Origin of the sequence: Brevundimonas sp. (genome assembly GCF_003248455.1) — a bacterium.
Classification (GTDB): domain Bacteria; phylum Pseudomonadota; class Alphaproteobacteria; order Caulobacterales; family Caulobacteraceae; genus Brevundimonas.
Genome location: NZ_QFNM01000021.1, coordinates 17,322 through 39,032, shown reverse-complemented (window position 1 = coordinate 39,032; position 21,711 = coordinate 17,322). Strand labels below are relative to the sequence as shown.

General features: G+C 68.8%; 18 protein-coding genes. 8 read left to right on the top strand and 10 right to left on the bottom strand.

Annotated elements, in window-relative coordinates:
• Positions 1–41: 41 nt before the first annotated feature.
• The 5 genes from DI624_RS09355 to DI624_RS09335 all read left to right on the top strand — a co-directional run bounded on the left by DI624_RS09355 (position 42) and on the right by DI624_RS09335 (position 5,930).
• Positions 42–503 carry an Lrp/AsnC ligand binding domain-containing protein gene (locus tag DI624_RS09355; protein ID WP_291537558.1) on the top strand — a complete coding sequence of 154 codons (462 nt, stop codon included), beginning with the start codon at positions 42–44 and terminating at the stop codon, positions 501–503.
• A 131-nt stretch (positions 504–634) separates the two neighbouring features.
• The gene (locus tag DI624_RS09350) at positions 635–2,854 is read left to right on the top strand and encodes an AGE family epimerase/isomerase (RefSeq protein WP_291537555.1); all 2,220 of its coding nucleotides are present in this window, start codon (positions 635–637) and stop codon (positions 2,852–2,854) included.
• 94 nt (positions 2,855–2,948) lie between these two features.
• Positions 2,949–4,034 carry a glycosyltransferase family 1 protein gene (locus DI624_RS09345; RefSeq protein WP_291537553.1) on the top strand — a complete coding sequence of 362 codons (1,086 nt, stop codon included), beginning with the start codon at positions 2,949–2,951 and terminating at the stop codon, positions 4,032–4,034.
• A gap of 46 nt (positions 4,035–4,080) precedes the next feature.
• On the top strand, positions 4,081–5,580 hold the full coding sequence (locus DI624_RS09340) for a phosphomannomutase/phosphoglucomutase (RefSeq protein WP_291537550.1): 1,500 nt from the start codon (positions 4,081–4,083) through the stop codon (positions 5,578–5,580).
• Positions 5,581–5,666: 86 nt separating this feature from the next.
• Positions 5,667–5,930, top strand: a complete 264-nt coding sequence (locus DI624_RS09335; protein ID WP_291537548.1) for a hypothetical protein — start codon at positions 5,667–5,669, stop codon at positions 5,928–5,930.
• Positions 5,931–5,972: 42 nt separating this feature from the next.
• Here DI624_RS09335 and glmS read toward each other — a convergent pair whose 3' ends face one another.
• Positions 5,973–7,787 carry a glutamine--fructose-6-phosphate transaminase (isomerizing) gene (glmS, locus tag DI624_RS09330; RefSeq protein ID WP_291537547.1) on the bottom strand — a complete coding sequence of 605 codons (1,815 nt, stop codon included), beginning with the start codon at positions 7,785–7,787 and terminating at the stop codon, positions 5,973–5,975.
• A gap of 158 nt (positions 7,788–7,945) precedes the next feature.
• On the opposite strand from glmS, the gene glmM reads away from it, so the two are divergent.
• On the top strand, positions 7,946–9,295 hold the full coding sequence (gene glmM, locus DI624_RS09325; protein WP_291537546.1) for a phosphoglucosamine mutase: 1,350 nt from the start codon (positions 7,946–7,948) through the stop codon (positions 9,293–9,295).
• Between the two features lie 7 nt (positions 9,296–9,302).
• Here glmM and DI624_RS09320 read toward each other — a convergent pair whose 3' ends face one another.
• Entirely contained in the window at positions 9,303–9,788 is a 486-nt protein-coding gene (locus DI624_RS09320) for a hypothetical protein (RefSeq protein ID WP_291537545.1), read from the bottom strand.
• A 67-nt stretch (positions 9,789–9,855) separates the two neighbouring features.
• On the bottom strand, positions 9,856–10,581 hold the full coding sequence (gene rph, locus DI624_RS09315) for a ribonuclease PH (RefSeq protein ID WP_291537543.1): 726 nt from the start codon (positions 10,579–10,581) through the stop codon (positions 9,856–9,858).
• 91 nt (positions 10,582–10,672) lie between these two features.
• On the opposite strand from rph, the gene hrcA reads away from it, so the two are divergent.
• Positions 10,673–11,743, top strand: a complete 1,071-nt coding sequence (gene hrcA, locus DI624_RS09310) for a heat-inducible transcriptional repressor HrcA (RefSeq protein WP_291537573.1) — start codon at positions 10,673–10,675, stop codon at positions 11,741–11,743.
• Positions 11,740–12,387, top strand: a complete 648-nt coding sequence (gene grpE, locus DI624_RS09305; RefSeq protein WP_291537541.1) for a nucleotide exchange factor GrpE — start codon at positions 11,740–11,742, stop codon at positions 12,385–12,387. The genes hrcA and grpE overlap by 4 nt, the downstream gene beginning before the upstream one ends.
• 24 nt (positions 12,388–12,411) lie before the next feature.
• Here the strand turns inward: grpE and DI624_RS09300 are convergent, their stop codons facing one another.
• The 7 genes from DI624_RS09300 to DI624_RS09270 form a co-directional block, all read right to left on the bottom strand.
• Positions 12,412–14,496 (bottom strand): S8 family peptidase, encoded by a 2,085-nt coding sequence (locus DI624_RS09300; protein ID WP_291537538.1) that lies wholly within the window; start codon positions 14,494–14,496, stop codon positions 12,412–12,414.
• Between the two features lie 249 nt (positions 14,497–14,745).
• On the bottom strand, positions 14,746–15,645 hold the full coding sequence (locus DI624_RS09295; RefSeq protein WP_291537536.1) for a dienelactone hydrolase family protein: 900 nt from the start codon (positions 15,643–15,645) through the stop codon (positions 14,746–14,748).
• A 147-nt stretch (positions 15,646–15,792) separates the two neighbouring features.
• Positions 15,793–17,397 (bottom strand): bifunctional phosphoribosylaminoimidazolecarboxamide formyltransferase/IMP cyclohydrolase, encoded by a 1,605-nt coding sequence (gene purH, locus DI624_RS09290; RefSeq protein WP_291537534.1) that lies wholly within the window; start codon positions 17,395–17,397, stop codon positions 15,793–15,795.
• Positions 17,398–17,477: 80 nt separating this feature from the next.
• The gene (locus DI624_RS09285) at positions 17,478–17,822 is read right to left on the bottom strand and encodes a hypothetical protein (RefSeq protein ID WP_291537531.1); all 345 of its coding nucleotides are present in this window, start codon (positions 17,820–17,822) and stop codon (positions 17,478–17,480) included.
• Positions 17,819–19,639 (bottom strand): heparinase II/III family protein, encoded by a 1,821-nt coding sequence (locus DI624_RS09280; RefSeq protein WP_291537529.1) that lies wholly within the window; start codon positions 19,637–19,639, stop codon positions 17,819–17,821. Before DI624_RS09280 ends, DI624_RS09285 begins: the two co-directional genes overlap by 4 nt.
• A complete protein-coding gene (rpe, locus tag DI624_RS09275) occupies positions 19,636–20,301 on the bottom strand; it encodes a ribulose-phosphate 3-epimerase (RefSeq protein ID WP_291537527.1) in 666 nt (221 codons plus the stop codon). The genes DI624_RS09280 and rpe overlap by 4 nt, the downstream gene beginning before the upstream one ends.
• A gap of 47 nt (positions 20,302–20,348) precedes the next feature.
• Positions 20,349–21,683, bottom strand: coding sequence for an RsmB/NOP family class I SAM-dependent RNA methyltransferase (locus DI624_RS09270; RefSeq protein ID WP_291537525.1), 1,335 nt, complete (start codon positions 21,681–21,683; stop codon positions 20,349–20,351).
• Positions 21,684–21,711 lie beyond the last annotated feature (28 nt).

The window sequence follows — 21,711 nt, the reverse complement described above, 5'->3', positions numbered from 1 at the left end:
CACGAGGCCGAAGATCGTTCGATGTAAAGGCAGGATATCCGATGATCGACATCGACGCCGTCGACCGCCGCATCCTGCGCGTGCTCCAGGCCGAGGCCCGCATCTCCAACGCCGAACTGGCCCGGCGCTGCAACCTGTCCCCCGCCGCCTGTTTCGAACGCGTCAAACGGCTGCGCGAAAAGCGGATCATCACCGGCTACGCCGCCCTGATCGACCCGGCCCAGGTCGGCCGCGACCTGTTGATCTTCGTGGAGGTTCTCTTGGACCGCACCACCGGCGACGTCTTCGAGGCCTTCGCCGCCGCCGTCCGCAGCCAGCCCGAGGTTCTGGAGTGTCACATGGTCGCAGGCGGCTTCGACTACCTGATCAAGGCCCGCGTCGGCGACATGGACGCCTATCGGGCCTTTCTGGGCGACGTGCTGGTGCGGATGCCGGGGGTGCGCGAAACCCGGACCTATGCGGTGCTGGAAGAGGTGAAGTCGACGACGGTTTTGCCGTTGTAAATGCACCCTAGGGCGATGCCGCGTCGCTGCTCGCGTCACCTTCGCTGCAACTTGAGATCAGCGAATGGGGTGACGAGACAAGGCTGCTGACCTAAGACGGGCCTCTGACTAGCAGCTTACAGCATCGCTCAATGACCAACATCTTCCCCGTCATCATGTGCGGCGGCTCCGGAACGCGCCTTTGGCCTGCCTCTAGGCCCTCGCTCCCCAAACAGTTCATTCCTTTGGCAGGTAATCGGTCGCTGTTTCAGGAGACAGTCAGCCGTGTCGCCGCTTTGGCGGAAGACGGCGGCGAACTGCTTGTGGTTGGCGGCGTGGGCCACAAGAGGGCGATCCTTGATCAGCTGGAAGAGATCGGGATTTCAGCCGTCATTCTTCTGGAACCTGAAGGCCGAGATTCCTCGGCCGCCATGGCTGCGGCTGCCCTTTGGACTGCTGAGCGCGCACCGGATGCGATCAATCTTTTTGTCGCATCCGACCACCACATTCCCGATGACACGGCCTTCAGGCAATCTGTGGCCTACGCAGCGGGCGCAGCGGCGAAAGGCCGCATCGTAACGCTGGGCGTCGTGCCCACGGAGCCGTCGTCCGCCTATGGTTATATTGCGCCTGCAGGCTCGGGCTTGTCGGAAGTGTCAGCCTTTGTCGAGAAGCCTGACCAACAGACGGCCCGTCGATATATTTCCGAGGGGTATCTTTGGAATAGCGGGAATTTCATCGTGCGCGCCGATATTTTGATCGAAGAGCTTCGAGAGCGCGCCGCCGCAGTCGCCGAGGCCGTCCAAGTCGCCTTGACTCAAGCCGAGCTCGATGGCCCGGCGCTGACCTTGGGGTCTGAATTTTCGGTCGCGCCAAAGATATCCATTGATTATGCCGTAATGGAAAAGACGGATCGCGCGTCTGTTCTGCCGGTCAACTTCGAGTGGTCAGATCTTGGAGCCTGGGATTCCGTTTACGCCTCCGGCGAAGGCGATGTCGGGCTTCACATCCTCGAAGATTCCGAAGGTTGCCTGGTCCGCGCCTGTGACGGCGTGATGGTTGCGGCCATCGGCTTGAGGGACGTTGGCATCGTTGTGGAACCCGATGCGGTTCTCGTCACTGACCTGAAAAAAAGTCAGGACGTGAAGAAGGTGGTCGAAAGGCTGCGCAAACTTTCCCCGCAGCACCTGGACTTCCCCCCCCCAGACACTCCCGAAACGCTGGAGGCTGGCGCAGTGCGGCTCACCGCCTGGCTGCGTCAGGTCGCCCTGCCGGTGTGGTCGAGCCTGGGGCAGGATGAAAGCGGCGGCTTCGAAGAGGTTCTGGCGCTGGATGGCCGTCATATCGCGACCTCAAGGCGCGCTCGGGTCCAGACCCGCCAGCTTCAAGTATATGCTGAAGCGGGACGGCAGGGATGGCGTGGGCCCTGGCGCGCGGTTGTGGACGCCGGTCTTGCTCGCCTCGAAGAAGTTTATCTAAAGCCCGACGGTCAGATGCGCACGCTCTTGGCTCCGGATGGAACGCCGCTTGATGAGACAGCGATGGTCTACGATCAGGCCTTCCTTATGTTCGCGTTAGCCCGTGTCCCCTCAGGGACCCGCGAGGTCGACTTTGAGACGCGAGCAGCAACCGTTCGTGACCTTCTGTCCGCCCGCGCCGATTACAAGGGCGGCGTCAAAGAAAGCGGTCACCACCCCTATCAGTCAAACGCCCATATGCACCTTCTGGAAGCTGCGCTGGCCTGGGAAGAAGCGGGCGGAGGCGGCGAATGGGCCGCCCTATCCGACCGCATTGTCACATTGGCCAGAACATCTTTCATTGACGAAGAGACCGGCGCTCTGCGGGAGTTCTTTCAGCAGGACTGGTCGCCCGCCACCGGTGAAGATGGCGCGCTGGTCGAACCGGGCCATCAGTTCGAATGGGCGTGGCTGCTCGCGCGTTACAGCCGCAGACGAGATGATCTCGTTGCGCTGGTCGACGCCTGGCGACTGTATGAGGTCGGGCTGAAAGGCATCGATTCTAAGCGTCAAATCGCCGTAGACGCCATGAACATCGACGGCAGCGTGCGAAGCGCGCGCGCTAGACTCTGGCCCCAGACCGAGTGGCTGAAAGCGTCACTTATACTGGCTTCGCTCTGCACCGAGAAAAAACGTACTGTCTGCCTGGAACAGGCCGCAATGGCTCAGCGAGCACTCTGGCGATATCTGACTCCGCAAGGAGTCTGGCATGACAAGCTACTCGAGAACGGAAAATTCATCGATGAGCCCGCCCCGGCCAGTTCTTTCTACCACATCATGGCGGCCTATGTGCAACTCAGGGAAACGCTGACAGAGCTTCAGCCAGACACTGCTCTTTCCGTTCGCCTAGGATAAGGCGTGGCGGTTCGGCCACGACCGTCTCGCCTTCGTCATTCGAACGGTCTAGAAGTTCCGCCCTTACTTAACGCCTCAGGGTCCGCCCGCCTCAATGCGCATCGTTCTGGCCACCGACGCCTGGGAACCTCAGGTCAACGGCGTCGTCCGCACCCTGACCCGCACCGTGGCGGAATGCCGGGCCATGGGGCATGAGGTCGAGGTCATCGAGCCCAGCCTGTTCAAGACCATTCCCTGCCCGACCTATCCCGAGATCCGGCTGGCCCTGGGGGCGGAGGAGGAGATACGGGAGATGTTGCGCGCCTTCGAGCCGGAGGCGGTGCATATCGCCACCGAGGGTCCGATCGGCATCGCCACGCGGCGCATCTGCGTGGAGTGGAAGCTGCCCTTCACCACCAGCTACCACACCAAATTTCCCGAATACGTCTCGGCGCGGTTCCCGATCCCGGTCCAGGTCGGCTACGCCTATATGAAATGGTTCCACAAGCCGTCGGGCCGGCTGATGGTGGCGACCCCGACGCTGCGCGACGAACTGGTCGAGCATGGGTTCAAGAACGTCTCGCCCTGGTCGCGCGGCGTGGACACGAAGGTCTTCAACCCCGATCTCGAACCTATCTATGACGAACTCGGCGGCAAGGACTGGCCCCGCCCCTTCTTCCTGAACGTCGGCCGGGTGGCGGTCGAGAAGAACATCGAGGCCTTCCTGCAACTGGATCTGCCCGGGACCAAGATCGTCGTCGGCGACGGCCCGGCGCGCGCCGAGCTGCAGGAGAAATACCCCGAGGCCAAATTCCTGGGCGCCAAGTTCGGCGACGATCTGGCCCGCTGCTTCCGCGACGCCGACGTCTTCGTCTTCCCCAGCTGGACCGACACCTTCGGCCTGGTGATCCTGGAGGCCATGGCCACCGGCACGCCCGTCGCCGCCTACCCGGCCCACGGTCCCATCGACATCATCCCCGGTTCGAACGCCGGGGCGATCGACAAGGATCTGAAGACCGCCTGCCTGGCGTGCCTGGACCTGGATCGCCAGGCGGTGCGCGCCTATGCGGAGAAGTTCAGCTGGCGCGCCTCGGCCGAGCAGTTCGTCGAAAACCTGCAACCCTATCCCGAACCGGAACGCGGCCGCTTCTGGCGCCGTCTGCGCCGCATCGCCCGCATTCGCAAACGCGCCGCAGCCTGATAAGGGCGACGACAACTCTAGCGCGACTCCCTACAAAGGACACCCCATGCTCAAGCCCCGCCAGGATCTGACGCCCAACACCGCCGCCTATGAGACCCAGGCGTTGGTCAAGCCGACGGGCTTTCGCGAGTACGATGCGCGCTGGATTCTGGAGAAGGAGATCAATCTTCTGGGCGTCCAGGCCCTGGGCCTGGGGCTGGCGACCTATGTCCACGAGATCGGGGTCCAGCCGAAGATCGTGGTAGGTCACGACTTCCGCGGCTACAGCCTCAGCGTCAAACAGGCGCTGATCATCGGCCTGATGCAGGGCGGGATGGAGGTTCTGGACGTGGGGCTGTCCCTGTCGCCCATGGCCTACTTCGGCCAGTTCGAACTGGACGCCCCCTGCGTCGCCATGGTCACGGCCAGCCATAACGAGAACGGCTGGACCGGGGTGAAGATGGGCGCCGACAAGCCCCTGACCTTCGGCCCTGAGGAGATGGGCCGGTTGAAGGAGATCGTGCTGAACGGCGAGGGCGTCGCGCGCGACGGTGGCAAGCTGGTGCGCATCGACGATTTCCGAGAGACCTATATCGCCGACGTCGCCTCCAAGGTTCAGGTCAAGCGCCCGCTGAAGGTCGTGTGCGCCTGCGGCAACGGCACGGCCGGCGCCTTCGCGCCCGAGGCCCTGCGCCGCATGGGCGTCGAGGTGATCGAGATGGACACCGAGCTGGACTACACCTTCCCCAAATACAATCCGAACCCGGAAGATCACGCCATGCTGGTGCAGATGGCCGAGCGGGTGAGGGAGACGGGCGCCGACCTGGCCCTGGGCTTCGACGGCGACGGCGACCGCTGCGGCGTGGTGGACGACACGGGCGAGGAGATTTTCGCCGACAAGATCGGCCTGATGCTGGCCCGCGATCTGTCCAAGGGCCATCCGAACGCGACCTTCGTCGTCGATGTGAAATCGACCGGCCTCTACAAGACCGACGAGACGCTGAAGGCCAACGGCGCCCAGGTGGTCTATTGGAAGACGGGCCACTCCTATATCAAGCGCAAGACCGCCGAACTGGGCGCCCTGGCCGGGTTCGAGAAGTCGGGCCACTTCTTCATGGCCGGCGACCTGGGCCACGGCTACGACGACGGTCTGGTCGCGGCCGGCGCCGTCCTGGCCATGCTGGACCGCAATCCGGGCAAGAAACTCAGCGAGCTGAAAGCCGCCCTGCCCGACGCCTGGACCAGCCTGACCATGTCGCCCCATTGCGACGACGAACTGAAGTACGGGGTGCTTGAGCGCATCGTGAAGGAGTATTCCGATCTGGCCGACGCCGGCGGCGAAATCCTGGGCCGCAAGATCGTCGAGGCCATCACCGTCAACGGCGTGCGGGTGCACCTGGAAGACGGCTCCTGGGTCCTCGTGCGCGCCTCGTCCAACAAGCCCGAACTGGTGGTGGTGGTTGAAAGCATGCGCTCCGAGGACGACATGCGCGACCTGTTCCGCAAGGAGGTCAAGCCGCGCCTGGCCGCCTATCCCGAGATCGGCGCGTTCAACCAGGAAATCTGAGGGCGATCAGGCCTCTGCGCGACCGGGGCGCTGAACCAAACGGCGTCCCGGCCGCTTCCTCCCAAACCTCAAGGCGGGAGGACCGATTGCCACGTTACTTTTTCCATACCCAGAACGGCGACTGCGTTCGCGACGACCAGGGCGAAGAGCTGAAGAGCGTGGACGCCGCGCGCGAGGAGGCGGTGGCGGTCCTGGGCGAAATCCTGCGCTACCGCGGGGCGTCCTTCTGGGACACGCGCGCCTTCAGCGTCATCGTCACGGACGCGGACGGCGAGACGGTGGTCAGCATCACCGCCTCGGCCTCGGACGCCCCGCCCGACGGATGGAACCTGTCGGAACGGCTTCAGTGACCGCGCGAGGGCTTGGCCGCCGTCGCCGCGACCCTGCCCCCCTCACTCCACCGTGACGGATTTGGCCAGGTTGCGGGGCTGATCGACGTCGGTGCCTTTCTGGACGGCGGTGTAATAGGCCAGCAACTGCACCGGCACGGCGTAGATCAGCGGCGCGATCAGCGGGTGGCAGTCCGGGGCGTCGATGCGGCGGATGCCGGCGCCGTGCGGATCGGGCGCGGCGGCTGGCGCGATCATGATCACCGGCCCGCCGCGCGCGGCGACCTCCTGCAGGTTCGAGGCGGTCTTCTCGAACACCTCGTCCAGCGGGGCCAGGGCGATGGTCGGCGTCTCCTCGTCGATCAGGGCGATCGGGCCGTGCTTCAGTTCGCCGGCGGCGTAGCCCTCGGCGTGGATATAGCTGATCTCCTTCAGCTTCAGCGCGCCCTCCATGGCCAGGGGGAACATGACCCCGCGCCCAAGGAACAGGACGTCGTCGGCCTTGGCCAGGTCCTGGACAACGGCGCGGACGCCATCGCCCATGCTCAGGGCCTGGGCGATTAGCCGGGGGCTTTCGAACAGGGCCTTGACCAGTTCGGCCTCTTGGCCCGCGTCGATACGGCCGCGCGCCACGCCCGCCGCCACGGCCAGGGCCAGAAGGGCGGCGACCTGGGCGGTGAAGGCCTTGGTCGAGGCCACGCCGATTTCGGGTCCGGCGTGGGTGGGCCACAGAACCGCCGCCTCGCGCGCCATGGACGAGGAATGGACATTGACGACCGCCGCCGTTTGCAGCCCTTGCGCCTTGCACCAGGTCAGGCTGGCCAGGGTGTCGGCCGTCTCGCCGGACTGGCTCACGGCGACCGCCACCGTGCGCGGCGACACGGCCGGCGAGCGATAGCGGAACTCCGACGCGATCTCGACGTCGCAGGGCAGGCCCGCCAGCCTTTCGAAGGCGTAGCGGCCGATCTGACCGGCGTAGAAGGCGGTGCCGCAGGCCACGATCTGGATGCGGTCGACGGCGGCGAAGTCCACGCCCTGCGGCTTGGCCCTGCCCGTCACCAGATCCAGATATTCCGAGAGGGTGTGCTGGACGCTGTCGGGCTGTTCGTGGATCTCCTTTTCCATGAAATGGCGGTACTCGCCCTTTTCGACCAGGGCCGAGGAGGCCGAGACCTGGACCACCGTCCGTTCCACAGGCTGGCCCGCCATGTCGAACATCCGGGCGCCCCGGCGGGTCACGGCGACATAGTCGCCCTCTTCCAGATAGGAGATCTTCTGGGTGAAAGGGCCCACCGCCAGGGCGTCGGATCCCAGATACATTTCGTCCTCGCCCCAGCCGACGACCAGCGGGCTGCCTCGACGCGCGCCCAGGATCAGGTCGTCCTCGCCGTCGATCAGGACAGCCAGCGCGTAGGCGCCGGTAAGCCGATCCAGCGTGACCTTGAACGCATCCAGCGGCGCCCGGCCCGTCTTCAGTTCAGCGTCCAGCAGGTGGGCGATCACCTCGGTGTCGGTCTGGCTTTCGAAGACGTGCCCCTCGGCGGCCAGTTCGGCCTTCAGCTCGGCGAAGTTCTCGATGATGCCGTTGTGCACCAGCGTCACGCGCCCGGCCTTGTGCGGGTGGGCGTTGGCGGTGGTCGGGGCGCCGTGGGTGGCCCAGCGGGTATGGCCGATGCCGACCGTGGCCTTCATCGGGTCCTCGGCCAGGACGGCCTCCAGATTGCGGATCTTGCCCTGGGCGCGGCGGCGTTCAACATGGCCGTCGACGACGGCGGCGACCCCGGCGGAATCATAGCCGCGGTATTCCAGCCGCTTCAGACTGTCGATCAGACGGGGAACGACGGGGCCGTTTCCCGTGACGCCGATGATGCCGCACATGCGAAAGCTCCGCTCGGGGAATGAAAAGGCCGCTTTGCACTGGCGGCGAACTGGGACTAAGCCACACCTCTTGCCCCTTCGGCCGTCTAGGCAATCTTAAATCCGGCCGCATTAAACAAGGGGTTTCGGATCGTTACCCGATACGTAAGGACCAGGCCTTGGGCGACAGAAAATATTTCGGCACGGACGGCATTCGCGGACGGGCCAACACCTATCCGATGACGGCCGAGGTCGCCCTGCGCGTCGGTCTGGCCGCCGGCAAGCTGTTCCGCACCAGCGACGACCGGCGCCATCTGGTGGTGATCGGCAAGGACACCCGCCTGTCGGGCTATACGATCGAGCCGGCCCTGGTCGCCGGCTTCGCCTCGGTGGGCATGGATGTGCGCACCTTCGGTCCCGTGCCGACGCCGGGCGTGGCCATGCTGACCCGGTCGATGCGGGCGGACCTGGGGGTGATGATCTCGGCCTCGCACAACGACTACGCCGACAACGGGATCAAGCTGTTCGGGCCCGACGGCTACAAACTGTCCGACGAGATCGAGCTGAAGATCGAAGCGATGATGGACCAGGGCCTGGACCAGGGCTTGGCGGCGTCGAACAAGCTGGGCCGGGTCAAGCGGATCGACGACGCCCAGGCGCGCTATATCGAGATCGCCAAACAGGCCTTCCCCAAACGCCTCAGCCTGAAGGGCCTGCGCATCGCCGTCGATTGCGCCAATGGCGCGGGCTACAAGGTGGCGCCGACCACCCTGTTCGAACTGGGCGCCGAGGTCTTCCCCGTGGGCGTCGAGCCGAACGGGACCAACATCAACGCCGACTGCGGTTCGACCCATCCCGAGGCCTTGTCGGCGGCCGTCAAGCGCTACCGCGCCGACATCGGCATCGCCCTGGACGGAGATGCGGACCGGCTGATCGTCTGCGACGAAAAGGGCCAGGTTGTCGACGGCGACCAGATCATGGCCCTGGTCGGACTGGACTGGGCCAGGCGCGGCATCCTGACCGGGGGCGGGATCGTCGCCACCGTCATGTCGAACCTGGGGCTGGAACGCCGGCTGAAGGCCGAGGGCCTGACGCTGGAGCGGACCAAGGTCGGCGACCGCTATGTGATGGAGCGGATGCGAGAGGGCGGCTTCAACATCGGCGGCGAACAATCGGGCCACATCATCCTGCACGACCACGCCACCACGGGCGACGGCCTGATGGCGGCGCTGCAGGTGCTGGCCGTCCTGGTCGAATCCGCCAAGCCGATGAGCGAACTGGCCCGCCAGTTCGACGCCGTGCCGCAACTGCTGGAAAACGTCCGCTTCACCGCCGACAAGCCGCTGGAGACCGACGCGGTCAAGGCCGCGATCGGCGAGGCCGAGACCCTGCTGAACGGCCAGGGCCGCCTGCTGGTCCGCCCATCGGGCACCGAAAAGCTGATCCGCGTCATGGCCGAGGGCGACGACGAGGCCCTGGTCAGACAGGTGGTGGCCGATGTGGCCGGCGCCGTGCGGGCGGCGGGCTGACCAGCCGCTAGTTGCGACACTCCGCCGGCGGATTTCCGTCGCCCCGCCACAGCCTGCAGGACCGGTCGATCTCGCCCTGGATCAGGTCGCAGGGGTTGGCGGCGTTGCACGGCGGGCGGGTCGCGGGGCTCACCTTGATGCAGCGTTCGACCAGACGCGCGGCGGCGCTGGCGCCGATGGCGTCGCGACAGGCGACCTCGCTGACCGGCGCGCGGACCGGCGCCATGTCCGGCCCCTCGGGGATGCGGGCCTGCGGTTCTTCGACCGGATCGGTCTTTTCAGGCTCGGCGGTCTTTTCGGCCTGGGCCGAGGGCGCCGGCGTCTGAGCCTGGGGAGCGGGCGCCGGCGCATCGGCCTTCAGCGGCGTCGCCTCGATGATGTCGTTCCGGCCCGCCGAACCGTCGGCGGTCGCCGGCGGGGCCGGATCGCCGCGCTGGCACCCAGCCGCGATCAGCGCGCAGGCGATCAGCGAAAGCCAGGGGGATCGACGCATGGGCTGCGCTCCGTTCGGAAATCGAGACGCGCCACGATGCCTCAAAGACGGGCGCCGGCGAAACCCCTTATCGCTTCGCCGCCGCCAGCGCCGCCTTTTGCAGGGCGAACAATTCGGCGCAGCCGATCTCGGCCAGGGCGAACAGCCGGTCGAACTCGGCGCGCGAGAAGCCGCGCTTCTCGCCTGTGGCCTGGACCTCGACGATCTGGCCCGCGCCGGTCAGGACGAAGTTGGAATCGGCCTCGGCGCCGGAATCCTCCTCATAGTCCAGGTCCAGCACCGGCGCGCCGTCGCAGACGCCGCACGACACCGCCGCCACCTGGTCCAGGATCGGATCGGATTTCAGCACCCCCTCGTCGCGCAGATGGTTCAGGGCCGAGGCCATGGCGACCCAGGCGCCGGTGATCGAGGCGGTGCGGGTGCCGCCGTCGGCCTGGATCACGTCGCAGTCCAGCACCACCTGACGCTCGCCCAGGGCCTTCAGGTCGATGACGGCGCGCAGGGACCGGCCGATCAGCCGCTGGATCTCCTGTGTGCGGCCCGACTGCTTGCCCGCCGCGGCTTCGCGGCGTCCGCGCGTATGGGTGGCGCGCGGCAGCATGCCGTATTCGGCCGTGACCCAGCCCTGGCTCTTGCCGCGCATCCAGCCGGGAATGCTCTCCTCGACCGAGGCCGTCACCAGGACCTTGGTGTTGCCGAACGCGATCAGGCACGACCCCTCCGCATAGCGGTTGACGCCGGTCTCGATGGTCACGGGACGCAGCTGGTCGTCGGTGCGTTGCGAATGGCGCATGAGAAATGATCCCTGTCGGTCGGGCCTTGGAAGCGGTCGCGGCGGTGCTTATCCTGAAACCGTGAGCCTGTATGCCCCGAAAAACCCGCCGCTGGACGCCGGCCAATCCCTCGCGGGCCTGGCCGGTCTGGACGCGCGCGCGCGCGACATCTTCCGGCGCATCGTCGAGAGCTATCTGGAGACCGGCGAGCCGGTGGGATCAAGGACCCTGTCGCTGGGCGGGGTCGCCCTGTCGCCGGCCTCGATCCGCAACACCATGCAGGACCTGGCCCTGGCCGGGCTGCTGGCGGCGCCCCACACCTCGGCGGGGCGGATCCCCACCCATGCGGGCCTGCGCCTGTTCGTGGACGGCCTGCTGGAGGTCGGCGACCTGACCGCCGAGGAACGGCGCGAGATCGACGGGCGCCTGGCAGGCCGGGGCCGCAACCTTGAATCCGCCCTGGACGAGGCGTCCAACCTGCTGTCCGGCCTGGCGGGCGGGGCGGGCGTCGTCTCCAGCCCCGTGCGCGACGCGGGCGTCAAACATGTGGAGTTCGTGGCCCTGGGCCCGGATCAGGCCCTGGCCGTCATCGTCGCCGACGACGGCACGGTGGAGAACCGAATCATGGCCCTGTCGGCCGGGGTCACGCCGTCCACCCTGCAGGAGGCCTCCAACTTCCTGAACGCCCGCCTTCGCGGCCGCCCCTTCGCCGACGCCCGGCGCGAAATGACCCAGGAGCTTCAGGCCGCCCGGCGCGAACTGGACCAGGCCGCCGCCCGCCTGGTCGAGGACGGCCTGGCCGCCTGGTCCGGCGGCCCGGACCGCGAGCGCGCCCTGATCGTGCGCGGCCGCGCCAATCTGCTGCAGGACCGCGAGGGGCTGGCGGACCTGGAGCGGGTGCGCGTCCTGTTCGACGACCTGGAGCAGAAGGAGCAGTTGATCGGCCTGCTGGACGGGGTGGACGCCGCGCAGGGGGTGCGCATCTTCATCGGGGCCGAAACGCGGTTGTTTTCACTTTCGGGTTCCGCCGTGATCGCGGCGCCCTATATGAGCGGCCGACAGCGGGTTCTGGGCGCCATCGGCGTCATCGGGCCCGCGCGACTGAACTACGCCCGTGTCATTCCGTTGGTGGACTATACCGCCCGGGTGCTGGGCCGGATGCTGGACGGGAACGAAACGTGAGCGACAAGCCCCTTAACGACGACATCAACGCCCTGGACGCCGAGGCGGCCGAAGCCAACGCCGAACATGGTCTGGATTCCCGCCCCTCGCAGGATGCCGGCGACGACCTGGCCCCGCTGGACGCCGTGATCGCCGAGCGCGACGAGTGGAAGGACCGCGCCCTGCGCGTCGCCGCCGAGATGGAGAATCTGAAGCGCCGCGCCGAGGCGCAGCAGAACGACGCCCGCGCCTTCGCCATCCAGCGGTTCGCCAAGGACCTGCTGGGCGTCGCCGACAATCTGGAACGGGCCTTGATGGCCGCGCCCAAGGAGGCCGAGGGGGCGACGGCCGGACTCGTCACCGGGCTGGAGCTGACGCAGAAGGCGCTGCTGCAGGCGTTCGAGACCAATGGGCTGAAGCGCGTGGCCCCCGAGGCGGGCGAAACCTTCAATCCCCACCTGCACCAGGCCATGATGGAACAGCCGTCCGACACCGTGTCTGGCGGCAAGGTGATCCAGACCATGCAGTCCGGCTTCGAATTGTTCGGCCGCACCGTGCGCCCCGCCATGGTGGTGGTCGCCGCCAAGGGCTCGGGCGGCCAGGCCGCCAACCCCTATGGCGCGGCCCCTGCGGCCGACGGTCAGGCCTTCGACGGCAAGGCCTGATCCACGGCCGATGGACGGCGTCGGTCAGAACCGGCGCCGCCATCCTCCGATCAGGGCGAATTCGGGCGCGGCGTCGGCGACATGGCGCGGCGCGCGGCTGGCCACGGCCTGAAGCGTGACGCTGGAGCCGTCCCGCAGATCGCGTTCGCCGCCCAGGATGACGTCGATCTGCCGACCGCTGGGCGCCGCCGAGAAACTGCGCCGGGAATAGGTCAGCGGGTCGAAATAGTCGATCGGCACGTCGGCCAGATAGGCGGAGAAGGTTCCGCTCTCGATCCGCAAGGGCTGGGCCAGGGTGAAGCTGACCCGGCCGCACAAGGCCGAACAGTCGGCCAGCAGCCCCAGCCGCCAGTTCGAACTGATCGCCGCCCGGTCCATCGACAGGAACCGCCCCTCGATGCGGGTCGACCCCAGCCCCGCCTCCCCGATCAGGCGCAGGCCCGGCGTCAGGCTCCAGTCGCCGCCCAGGGCGTAGAAGCGGGTGCGGGACGGCAGGGCGAAATCCGATCCGCCCGGCAGGAAGGCCCCCAACGGCCCCAGCCGTTCGTCCAGGGCCCCGACGCTGAACGACAAGCCGCCGTCCGCGCCGCGCCAGCCGATCGACGCCCGGTTGTAGGTCGCCGCATCCTGTTCGACGTGGCGCAGCGGCATCCGCCGGTCGCCGCCGCCGCTTTCGGCCGAGACCTTCAGGGCGCCGAACCGCATCGCGCCGCGCACGGCGCGGTCGGCCTGGGCCAGGGCGGCGAAGCCGTCGCCGGCCGCGCCGTCGAACGGCGAGGCGGCCCCGCCCTTGCCCTGCCAAACCGAGAAATTCATCCGGCCCGTTTCCAGGTCCAGCATCGCCTCCTGGCGAGGCTCGTCGCCCATCCACGGCGCATCATAGAGGTCGTGACGCGGCGCAACGGGCTCGGGCGTCGGGCTGGGCTGGGCCGCGATCAGATTCAGCCGTCCGCCGCCGGGCAGGGCCAGGGTGGTGGCCGCCGTTGTGTTCTGTTCGAACGGCGCCGCCTGATAGGAGCGGCTGGGCGCCGTGGGATAGGCCTCGCCCAGCTGGACCGCGAACATCCGACCATAGCCGTCGAACAGCACCGTGTTCAGCGCGTTCTGCCGGCCGAAGGCGTCGCCGAAGGCCGCGCCCACGAAACTGCCCGGCGCGGTCTGGGTGATCAGTTTCGATCCATCCGCCATCGGCGTCGCGCTCGTCCCGACCGGCCGAAAGGCGCCGGCCAGGTCGAGCAGACCGCGCCCATAGACGATGTCCGCGCCTGGGTCGCCGGCGTCGCGCGCCGTATCGACCAGAATGGCCAGGGCCTGTCGCGCCGTCAGATTGGGAAAGGCCTGCATCAGAAGGGCCAGGGCGCCCGAGACGTGCGGCGCCGAGAACGACGTGCCGCTAACTACCCAGCAGGACGTGCCCTCGCAGCCGGTGACGACCTCTTCGCCTGGCGCGGAGATATAGGCGCCGGCCGTATCGCCGGCCTTGTTGGAGAAGCTGGACATGACATTGGTCGCCCCGTGCGATCCCACGGCGATGACGCCGCCCGCGAAGCGCGGGTCGACGGCGTAGCGGGCGGGCCAGCCTGGATTGGCCTCTCCGTCGTTGCCGGACGAGGCGACGATCACCGCCCCCGCATTGACGGCCCGCAGCAGGGCCGCCTCGAAGGCCGAGCCCAGCCGGCCGTCGCCGCCCAGCGACATGTTGATGATCTTGACCCCGTTGGCGACGGCGTAATCCAGCGCGCGCACCAGGTCCGAACTGCTGAAACAGACCTTGTCGTCCTTGTCCTCGCAGTCCGAGATGTCGGTGCGGATCGACAGGATGGTCGACTGATAGGCGACGCCGATCGCGCCGAAGCCGTTGAAGTTTGAGGCGATGACGCCCGAAACCCGCGTCCCGTGGCTGCTGGATTCGACATAGGGGGTGTTCCGGCCTGCGACCACGTCGGTCGAGGCGCCGGATATCCGCCCCTCGAGTTCCGTCAGGGTGTTGGCGACGCCCGAATCGACCACGGCGACGGTGACGCCCGCGCCTGTGGCCCCCGACTGCCAGGCCGATTGAACCTTGATGTTCGCCAGCCCGTAGTTGCGCAGATATTCGCTCGACGTCACGGCGGGCGGCGGTGGCGGAGGAGGCGGCGGCGGTGGGGGCGGTGGGGGTGGGGGTGGGGGAGGAGGAGGCGCAGGCGGGGTTATCGCACCGCCGCCGCCGCCGCCGCCGCCTCCCCCGCCGCCGCATGCGGCCAGAGGCAGGAACACCAGCCCAAGGCCCAGGACGACCGCCGCACGACGCCGCAATCCGATCATCGCCAATCCCTCCCGCGCGCGACCGCCCTCCGCAGCCCGCCGTTCAGTAACGCCTTAATTCTTTAACGCCTTATCGAAGGTCGCCAGCAGTTTGGACCAGCCGTCCTTGGCGTCCGCCTCGACGTAGCTCGCGCGATAGTCGGCGTGGAAACCATGCGGCGCGTCGGGATAGACGACGATCCGACTGTCGGTCTGGCCGGCCCGCGCCAGGGCTTGGCGCATCCGCTCCACGCTGGCCAGGGGAATGCCCTGATCCTGGCCGCCATACAGGCCCAGCACCGGCGCCTTCAGATCGTCGGCCAGGTCGACCGGCCAGGGCTGGCCCGCCGAAACCTGAACCGGGGTCGCGTCCGCGCCGGGCGCCAGCCGGCCGTACCAGGCCACGCCCGCCCCGATGGCGGCGAAACGGGCCGCCGCCTGCCAAACCACCTTGCCGCCCCAGCAGAAGCCGGTGATGCCGACCTTGCCGTCCCGGGCCCAGGATTGCTGGCTGGCCCATTCCATCGTCGCCGACAGGTCGCCCATCACCTGCTCGTAGCCGGCCGCGCCCACGATCTCCGTGATCCGCTTCATGTCCGACAGGGGCGCGGGGTCCTCCACCCGGTTGAAGAAGGCGGGCGCGATGGCGGCGTAGCCCTGCTTGGCCAGCCGGCGGCAGACGTCGCGGATATAGTCGTGCACGCCGAAGATTTCGGACACCACGATCACGACGGGGAACGGTCCCGCCCCGTCGGGCCGCGCCACATAGGCCGGCAGGTCGAACCCGTCCGACGCGGCGTAGGTCACGGTTTCGGTCGTCAGGCCCGCCGCATCGGTGGTGATCGGCTTGGCCTCCCTGGCCAGGGCGGCGACGGCGTAGCCGGAGAACAGCAGCCCGCCCAGGGCGCCCAGGGCGCGTCGGCTCAGCTTCACATCGTCGGCGGCCTGGCCTTCGGGACGGATCGGCACGGTCATGGGGCGACGCTCCAATGCAAGGAAAGGCGTCAGAGCATCACGACCGGCGCGCGCCGTCCAGTCCTGTCGAAGCGCGATGCAAACGTCTCGGCAGCCTCGACAATTTGTCGAGGCTGCGCCCGAAATCTCGACGCCGGATGTCGAGGATCAGTGCCGGAAGACGCGAACGCCGGTGAAGGCCATGGCGATGCCCTTCTCGTCGGCGGCGGCGATCACCTCGGCGTCGCGCATCGATCCCCCCGGCTGGATCACCGCCGTCGCGCCCGCCGCGACCGCTTCCAACAGGCCGTCGGCGAAGGGGAAGAAGGCTTCCGACGCGCAGGCCGAGCCTTCCGCCAGCGAATGGGCCAAGCCCTTGGCCTCGCCGGCCTCCTTGGCGCGGATGGCGGCGATGCGGGCCGAATCGCGGCGGTTCATCTGGCCGGCGCCGATGCCCGCCGTCTGGCCGTCCTTGGCGTAGACGATGGCGTTGGACTTGACGTGTTTGGCCACGGTGAAGGCGAACAGCATGTCCTGGATTTCGGTCGGCGTCGGCTGGCGGCGCGTGACGATCTTCAGGTCCGACGGCTTGATCAGCGAGCGGTCGCGCGACTGGACCAGGAAGCCGCCGGCGACCGAGCGGAACACCTCGCCCGGGCCGTGCGGGTCGGGCAGGCCGTCGGCGATCAGCAGGCGCAGGTTCTTCTTGGCGGCGAAGACTCCCCTGGCCTCGTCGTCCGCGCCTGGCGCGATCACGACCTCGGTGAAAATGCCGGTGATGGCGCGGGCGTCGTCGCCGTTCAGCGGGCGGTTGACCGCGATCACCCCCCCGAAGGCCGAGACGGCGTCGCATTCCAGGGCGCGGGCGTAGGCTTCCGACAGGTCCTTGCCGACCGCTACGCCGCACGGGTTGGCGTGCTTGACGATGACCACGGCCGGCTGTTCGAACTCGGCGACCAGCTCATAGGCCGCGTCGGCGTCGGCGATGTTGTTGTAGCCCAGCTCCTTGCCCTGGACCTGGGTCGCATAGGCCACGCCCGGACGCTTCTCGCCGGTGCGGTAGAAGGCGCCCGTCTGATGCGGGTTTTCGCCATAGCGCAGCGTCTGGGCCAGGGTTCCGGCGATGGACTTGCGGGCAGGCGCCGCGTCCTCGATCTGTCGGGCGAACCAGCCCGAGACGGCGGCGTCATAGGCGGCCGTGCGGGCGAAGGCGCGGGCCGCCAGCCGCTTGCGCAGCGCCAGATCGGTCGATCCGTTCGCCTTCAAGGCCTCCAGGATCAGGGCGATGCTCTCGCCGTCCACCGCCACCGCCACATGCCCATGGTTCTTGGAGCCGGACCGGATCATGGCCGGGCCGCCGATGTCGATATTCTCGATCGCGGCCTCGAAACCGCCGCCGGCTTCAACCGTCTTTTCAAATGGATAGAGGTCGATCCAGACGAGGTCGACCGCGCCGATGCCGTGTTCGGCCATAGCCTGGGCGTGCGTCGGGGCGTTGCGCACGCCCAGCAGGCCGCCGTGCACGACGGGATGCAGGGTCTTGACCCGGCCGTCCATCATCTCCGGGAAGCCCGTCAGCTCGGCCACGTCCTTGACCGGCAGGCCCAGCTTCTCGATGGCCGCGCGCGTGCCGCCGGTCGAGACCAGTTCGACGCCCAGATCGTGCAGGGCGCGGGCCGCGTCCTCCAGCCCCGCCTTGTCGGACAGGGAAATCAGGGCGCGCTGCGGTTTCACCTGATCGGGCGCGGGCGGAAAGTCGGGAGCGGCGGGCATGGCGGCGTCCGTGAATGCTGGGGAGGATGGCGGGCCGTCTAGACCCAAACCGCCGCCGCGTCACCCCGTATGCGGACGCCTCACAACAGGTCGAACCATCGCAGGGCGTTGAGCGCAAGGCCCAGCGCGATCAGGGGGCCGAAGACCCGAAAGGTGTGCCGCGTGCAGCGCTCGGGAAAGAAGGTGTCATAGGCGCCGTCCGGCGTGGCGCCATAGCGCACGGCCACGGCGGTCAGGGGGCACTTCAATCCAGAGCCGATGAAAACCGCCGCTTCGACGGCGACCAGGGTCAGGGCGATCCAAAGCCACCGTCCCGTCCGCCCCGAAATCCCGGCGTAGAGCACCAGAAGAGAAGCCGCCGACATGACCAGATAGATGGCCGTATGCACGCCGCGAACGATCCGCAGGCGATCGCCGTCGGTCACGCCGGATCGCCGCTCGCGCCCGCAGGGCTCAGCTTCCAGCGGATCTTGGTTTCGCTGTCGGTGCGGGCCGAGCCGCGCACCACGATCTGCAGGCTGCGGCGGGTCAGGCCCGCGTCGATATGGACGCTGGGTTCGATGGCCACGTCCGGCCCGTCGGTCCTGAACCACCAGCCCCGGCCCGAGGCCCCGCGCAGCAGGATGGAGCGCCGGTCCCGCGCCAGCGACGCCTGCACTCCCGGCTCCAGATGGAAACGGATGGCGTAGGGAGCGGCGATCTGGCGCACCATCTCCTTGCGGCCCGGCGTCGGAAACAGCTTCTCCTCGGCGCGCAGTTCGTCCAGCCGCTGGTCCAGATACAGCCTGCGCTGATGGTTGAGGCCGAAGAGCTCGGTCCAGCCGTCGTGCTCCATCTCCAGCCAGACCGCGCCGTCGCCGTCGCGCCGATCGGCCGTGACATGGATCGGCGGTCCGACCAGGCGCGGCCCCAGCAGTTCGCCCTTCCACCCGCCCAGCGGCTCGTTCAGCGACCGTTCGCCCAGCGTCAGCGTCGAATGGGCGGGCGTCAGGCGCAGGGCCTGGCGGTCCGTCGCGGCCGGGGTCCAGCCCGATCCCGTGACCAGACGATCCTTGCCGCAGGCGATCTCCAGCGCCAGGGGCTGGGCGCAGGCCGTGGCGCCCCATGGCCCGGACGCCGGCGCCGCCGTATCGGCGACGACGGTCAGAAGCGGGCTGGCGATGCGGGTCAGGCCCGCTGCCTTGCCCGCGGCGGCGGGGTCGTCCGTCGCCTCGTCATGGGCGCGGGCGGCGGCGACCCGTTCGACGCTGGACGCGCCGCCGCCCTGGAAACCGGCCAGACGACCGTCGGGCAGGGTCAGCAGACGCAAGCCCTTGGTCAATCGGGCGATGGCGGCCGAAACGGCGTCGGGCGTCGGCTCGGACAGTTGCGACAGGGCGTCGTCCAGCGTCAGCAGGTCCAGCAACAGTTCCAGCCCCGCCTCCGGGCTGCGCGAGGCGTGGCCGCCGTCGTCCTGAACCGTGATCTCCAGCGCGCCGGACAGGCGCGACAGGGCGCGGCGACGCAGGCTCTGCCCGGCCGGTCCGGCCAGGACGCAGCCGCCGACGGCCGCCGCCGTCAGACGCTCGGCCCGGCTGGCCAGACCGCCGGGGGGCCGCAGCAGCTGGCGGGTCTGGCGCGCCAGGCTGTCGGCCAGGGCCAGGCGTTCGGTCTCGGTGGCGACCGCCCCCATCCGCCGCGCCGCACAGGCCAGGTTGACGACGCGACGCGCCAGGATCTCCGGGCCCCAGGCGAAGGGCGACCAGCGGGCGAAGGCGTCGCCCCAGGCCAGGGCCAGACGCAGGGCCTCGCGCGCGCCGCGATCGCCTTGCATCATCAGGGCGGGCAGCCAGGCGAAGGCGTGCAGTTCGACCGCGAAGGGCCTGGACGGACTGGGCCGGTTCCACGGATCGCCCGACGGCTCCACCTCCATCGCCGCGCCGGCCAGCAGGAACCGCCCGGCCAGGACGTTGCGACCCGGCGCAGGATCGTGCGGACGGAAATCGCGCGGCGTGGCGGCGAAGGCGCTGACCTTGCGCCCCTTCAGCGTCAGGCCGTAGCCGGGCAGGCCGTAAAGCTCGATCCACAGTTGGCGCGTCGCCAGCCGTCCGGCGATGGCGGGCCACAGGCCGGGACCGGCCGCCGCGTCGCCGGCCCGAACGGGCGTCCTGACCGGGGCGCCGGGCAGGCCGGGAATCTGGCCCGAAGCCACGTCGAGGCCCGCGTCCTGGCCGCGCGGAGCGAAGGGACCGAGCGGGCTCATGCGCGTTCCGGCGCGGCCTTCAGGGCGGCGATATTGGCCGCATAGTCGCCCTTGAACACGAAGGAGCCGGCGACCAGGGCGTCGGCTCCGGCGTCGACGCAGGCCGCCGCATTGGCCGCGGTGACGCCCCCGTCCACCTGCAGATGCGCCGAGGATCCCGCCCGGTCCAGCATGCCGCGGGCGCCTGCGATCTTGCGCAGCGAACTGTCGATGAACCTCTGGCCGCCGAAGCCTGGATTGACCGACATGATCAGCACCAGATCGACCAGATCGACCACCTCTTCCAGGATCGACAGCGGCGTCGCCGGATTGAACACCACCCCGGCCTTGGCGCCCAGTTGGCGGATGCGCCCCAGGGTGCGATGCAGGTGCGGGCCGCTTTCCGGGTGGACCGTCAGGATGTCGGCCCCGGCGTCGCGGAACGCCTCGAGCCACGGATCGACCGGCGCGACCATCAGGTGCACGTCGAACGGCAGGCGGGTGTGCGGCCGGATCGCCTTCACGATGTCCGGCCCCAGTGTGAGGTTGGGCACGAAATGCCCGTCCATGACGTCCACATGGACCCAGTCGGCGCCCGCCGCCTCCAGCGCACGGACTTCTTCGCCCAGCCGCGAAAAGTCGCTGGCGAGGATCGACGGACAGATCAGAGGGGTGACGGCCATGGCCCTCGGGATAAGGCGGGTTGCAGTCGGGAGCAAGCCGCTCCCGCTCAGGAAACCCGTTCCAGCCGGGCGGCGAAGAAGCCGTCGAGACCGCCTTTTTCGGCCCACATGGAGGGCAGGATGCGGAGCCAGCCTTCGGGGGTCAGCGCCTGGACCGGGGCGCCGATGGCGGCGGGGTCGGCGGGTGTGGTGCGGAAGCCGGGGTTGCGGCGCAGGAAGGCCACGACCTGGGTCTCGCCCTCCTCGCGCTCCAGCGAACAGGTGCAATAGACCAGCCGTCCGCCCGGCTTGACCCGTTCCGCAGCGGCGTCCAGCAGGCGGTGCTGGACATCGGCCAGTTTGGCGACCTCGGCCGGGCGGGTGGCGCGCAGGACCTCGGGGTTGCGGCGGAAGGTGCCGGTGGCGGTGCAGGGCGCGTCCAAAAGGACGGCGTCGAAGGTGCGGACGTCCGCCCAGTCCTCGGCGGGCACGGCGACGACCTCGGCGCCCAGGCCGGTGCGAACCAGGTTCTGGGTCAGGCGTTTCAGGCGCGGGGCCGACCGGTCGAGCGCGACGACCGCAGCGCCGGCGGCCGCCAGTTGCAGGGTCTTGCCGCCGGGCGCGGCGCACATGTCCAGCGCGGTCTCGCCCGCCTTCACGTCCAGCAGGCGGGCAGGAACGGCGGCGGCGGCGTCCTGGACCCACCAGTCGCCGTCCTCGAAACCGGGCCAGGTCGCCACGTCGCCGCGCCGGCCGGTGCGGACGGTTCCCCCCGGCAGCGCTTCTCCGTCCACGGCGGCGGCGACGGCGGCGGGATCGACGCCGGGCTTCAGGCTGAGGTCCGTCGCCGGCTCCTCGCGCGCGGCCAGGGCCAGGCCGACCAGGGCCGCCTCGCCATAGGTCGCCTCCCACCGGGCGGCGATCCAATCGGGCAGATTGCTCTCGGCGGTCGTCAGGCCGGGACCGTCCCTGCCCACGCCGCGCAGCACGGCGTTGACCAGGTTCTTGTAGGGCCGGGTCCTGGGATCGCGCTCGGCCAGTTTCACCGCCGTCGACACGGCGGCGAAGGCGGGCGTCTCCAGCACCAGGGTCTGGGCCAGGGCGACGCGCATCAGGGTGCGCACGGCCTCGGGCGGGGCCTTCTGCAGGCGGCGATCCAGAATCTGATCGATCTCGCCCAGCCGGCGCAGGGCGGCCATGGCGACGGCACGGGCGAAGGCGCGGTCCACCGGCGCCAGGGCGCGGGCGGCGGGCTGGGACAGGGCCTCGTCCAGGCCGTTGCGCTTTTCCAGCGCCGCATTCAACAGGACGCCGGCGACCACGCGCGCCTCAACGCCGATGTCGTCCTGAGACGAAGCGGCGGCCTCTGCCGAAGCCGGGCGCGGCCTGCCCTTGGTCGCCATCCGGCGTCCGCGCGCTTCGGAGCTTTGG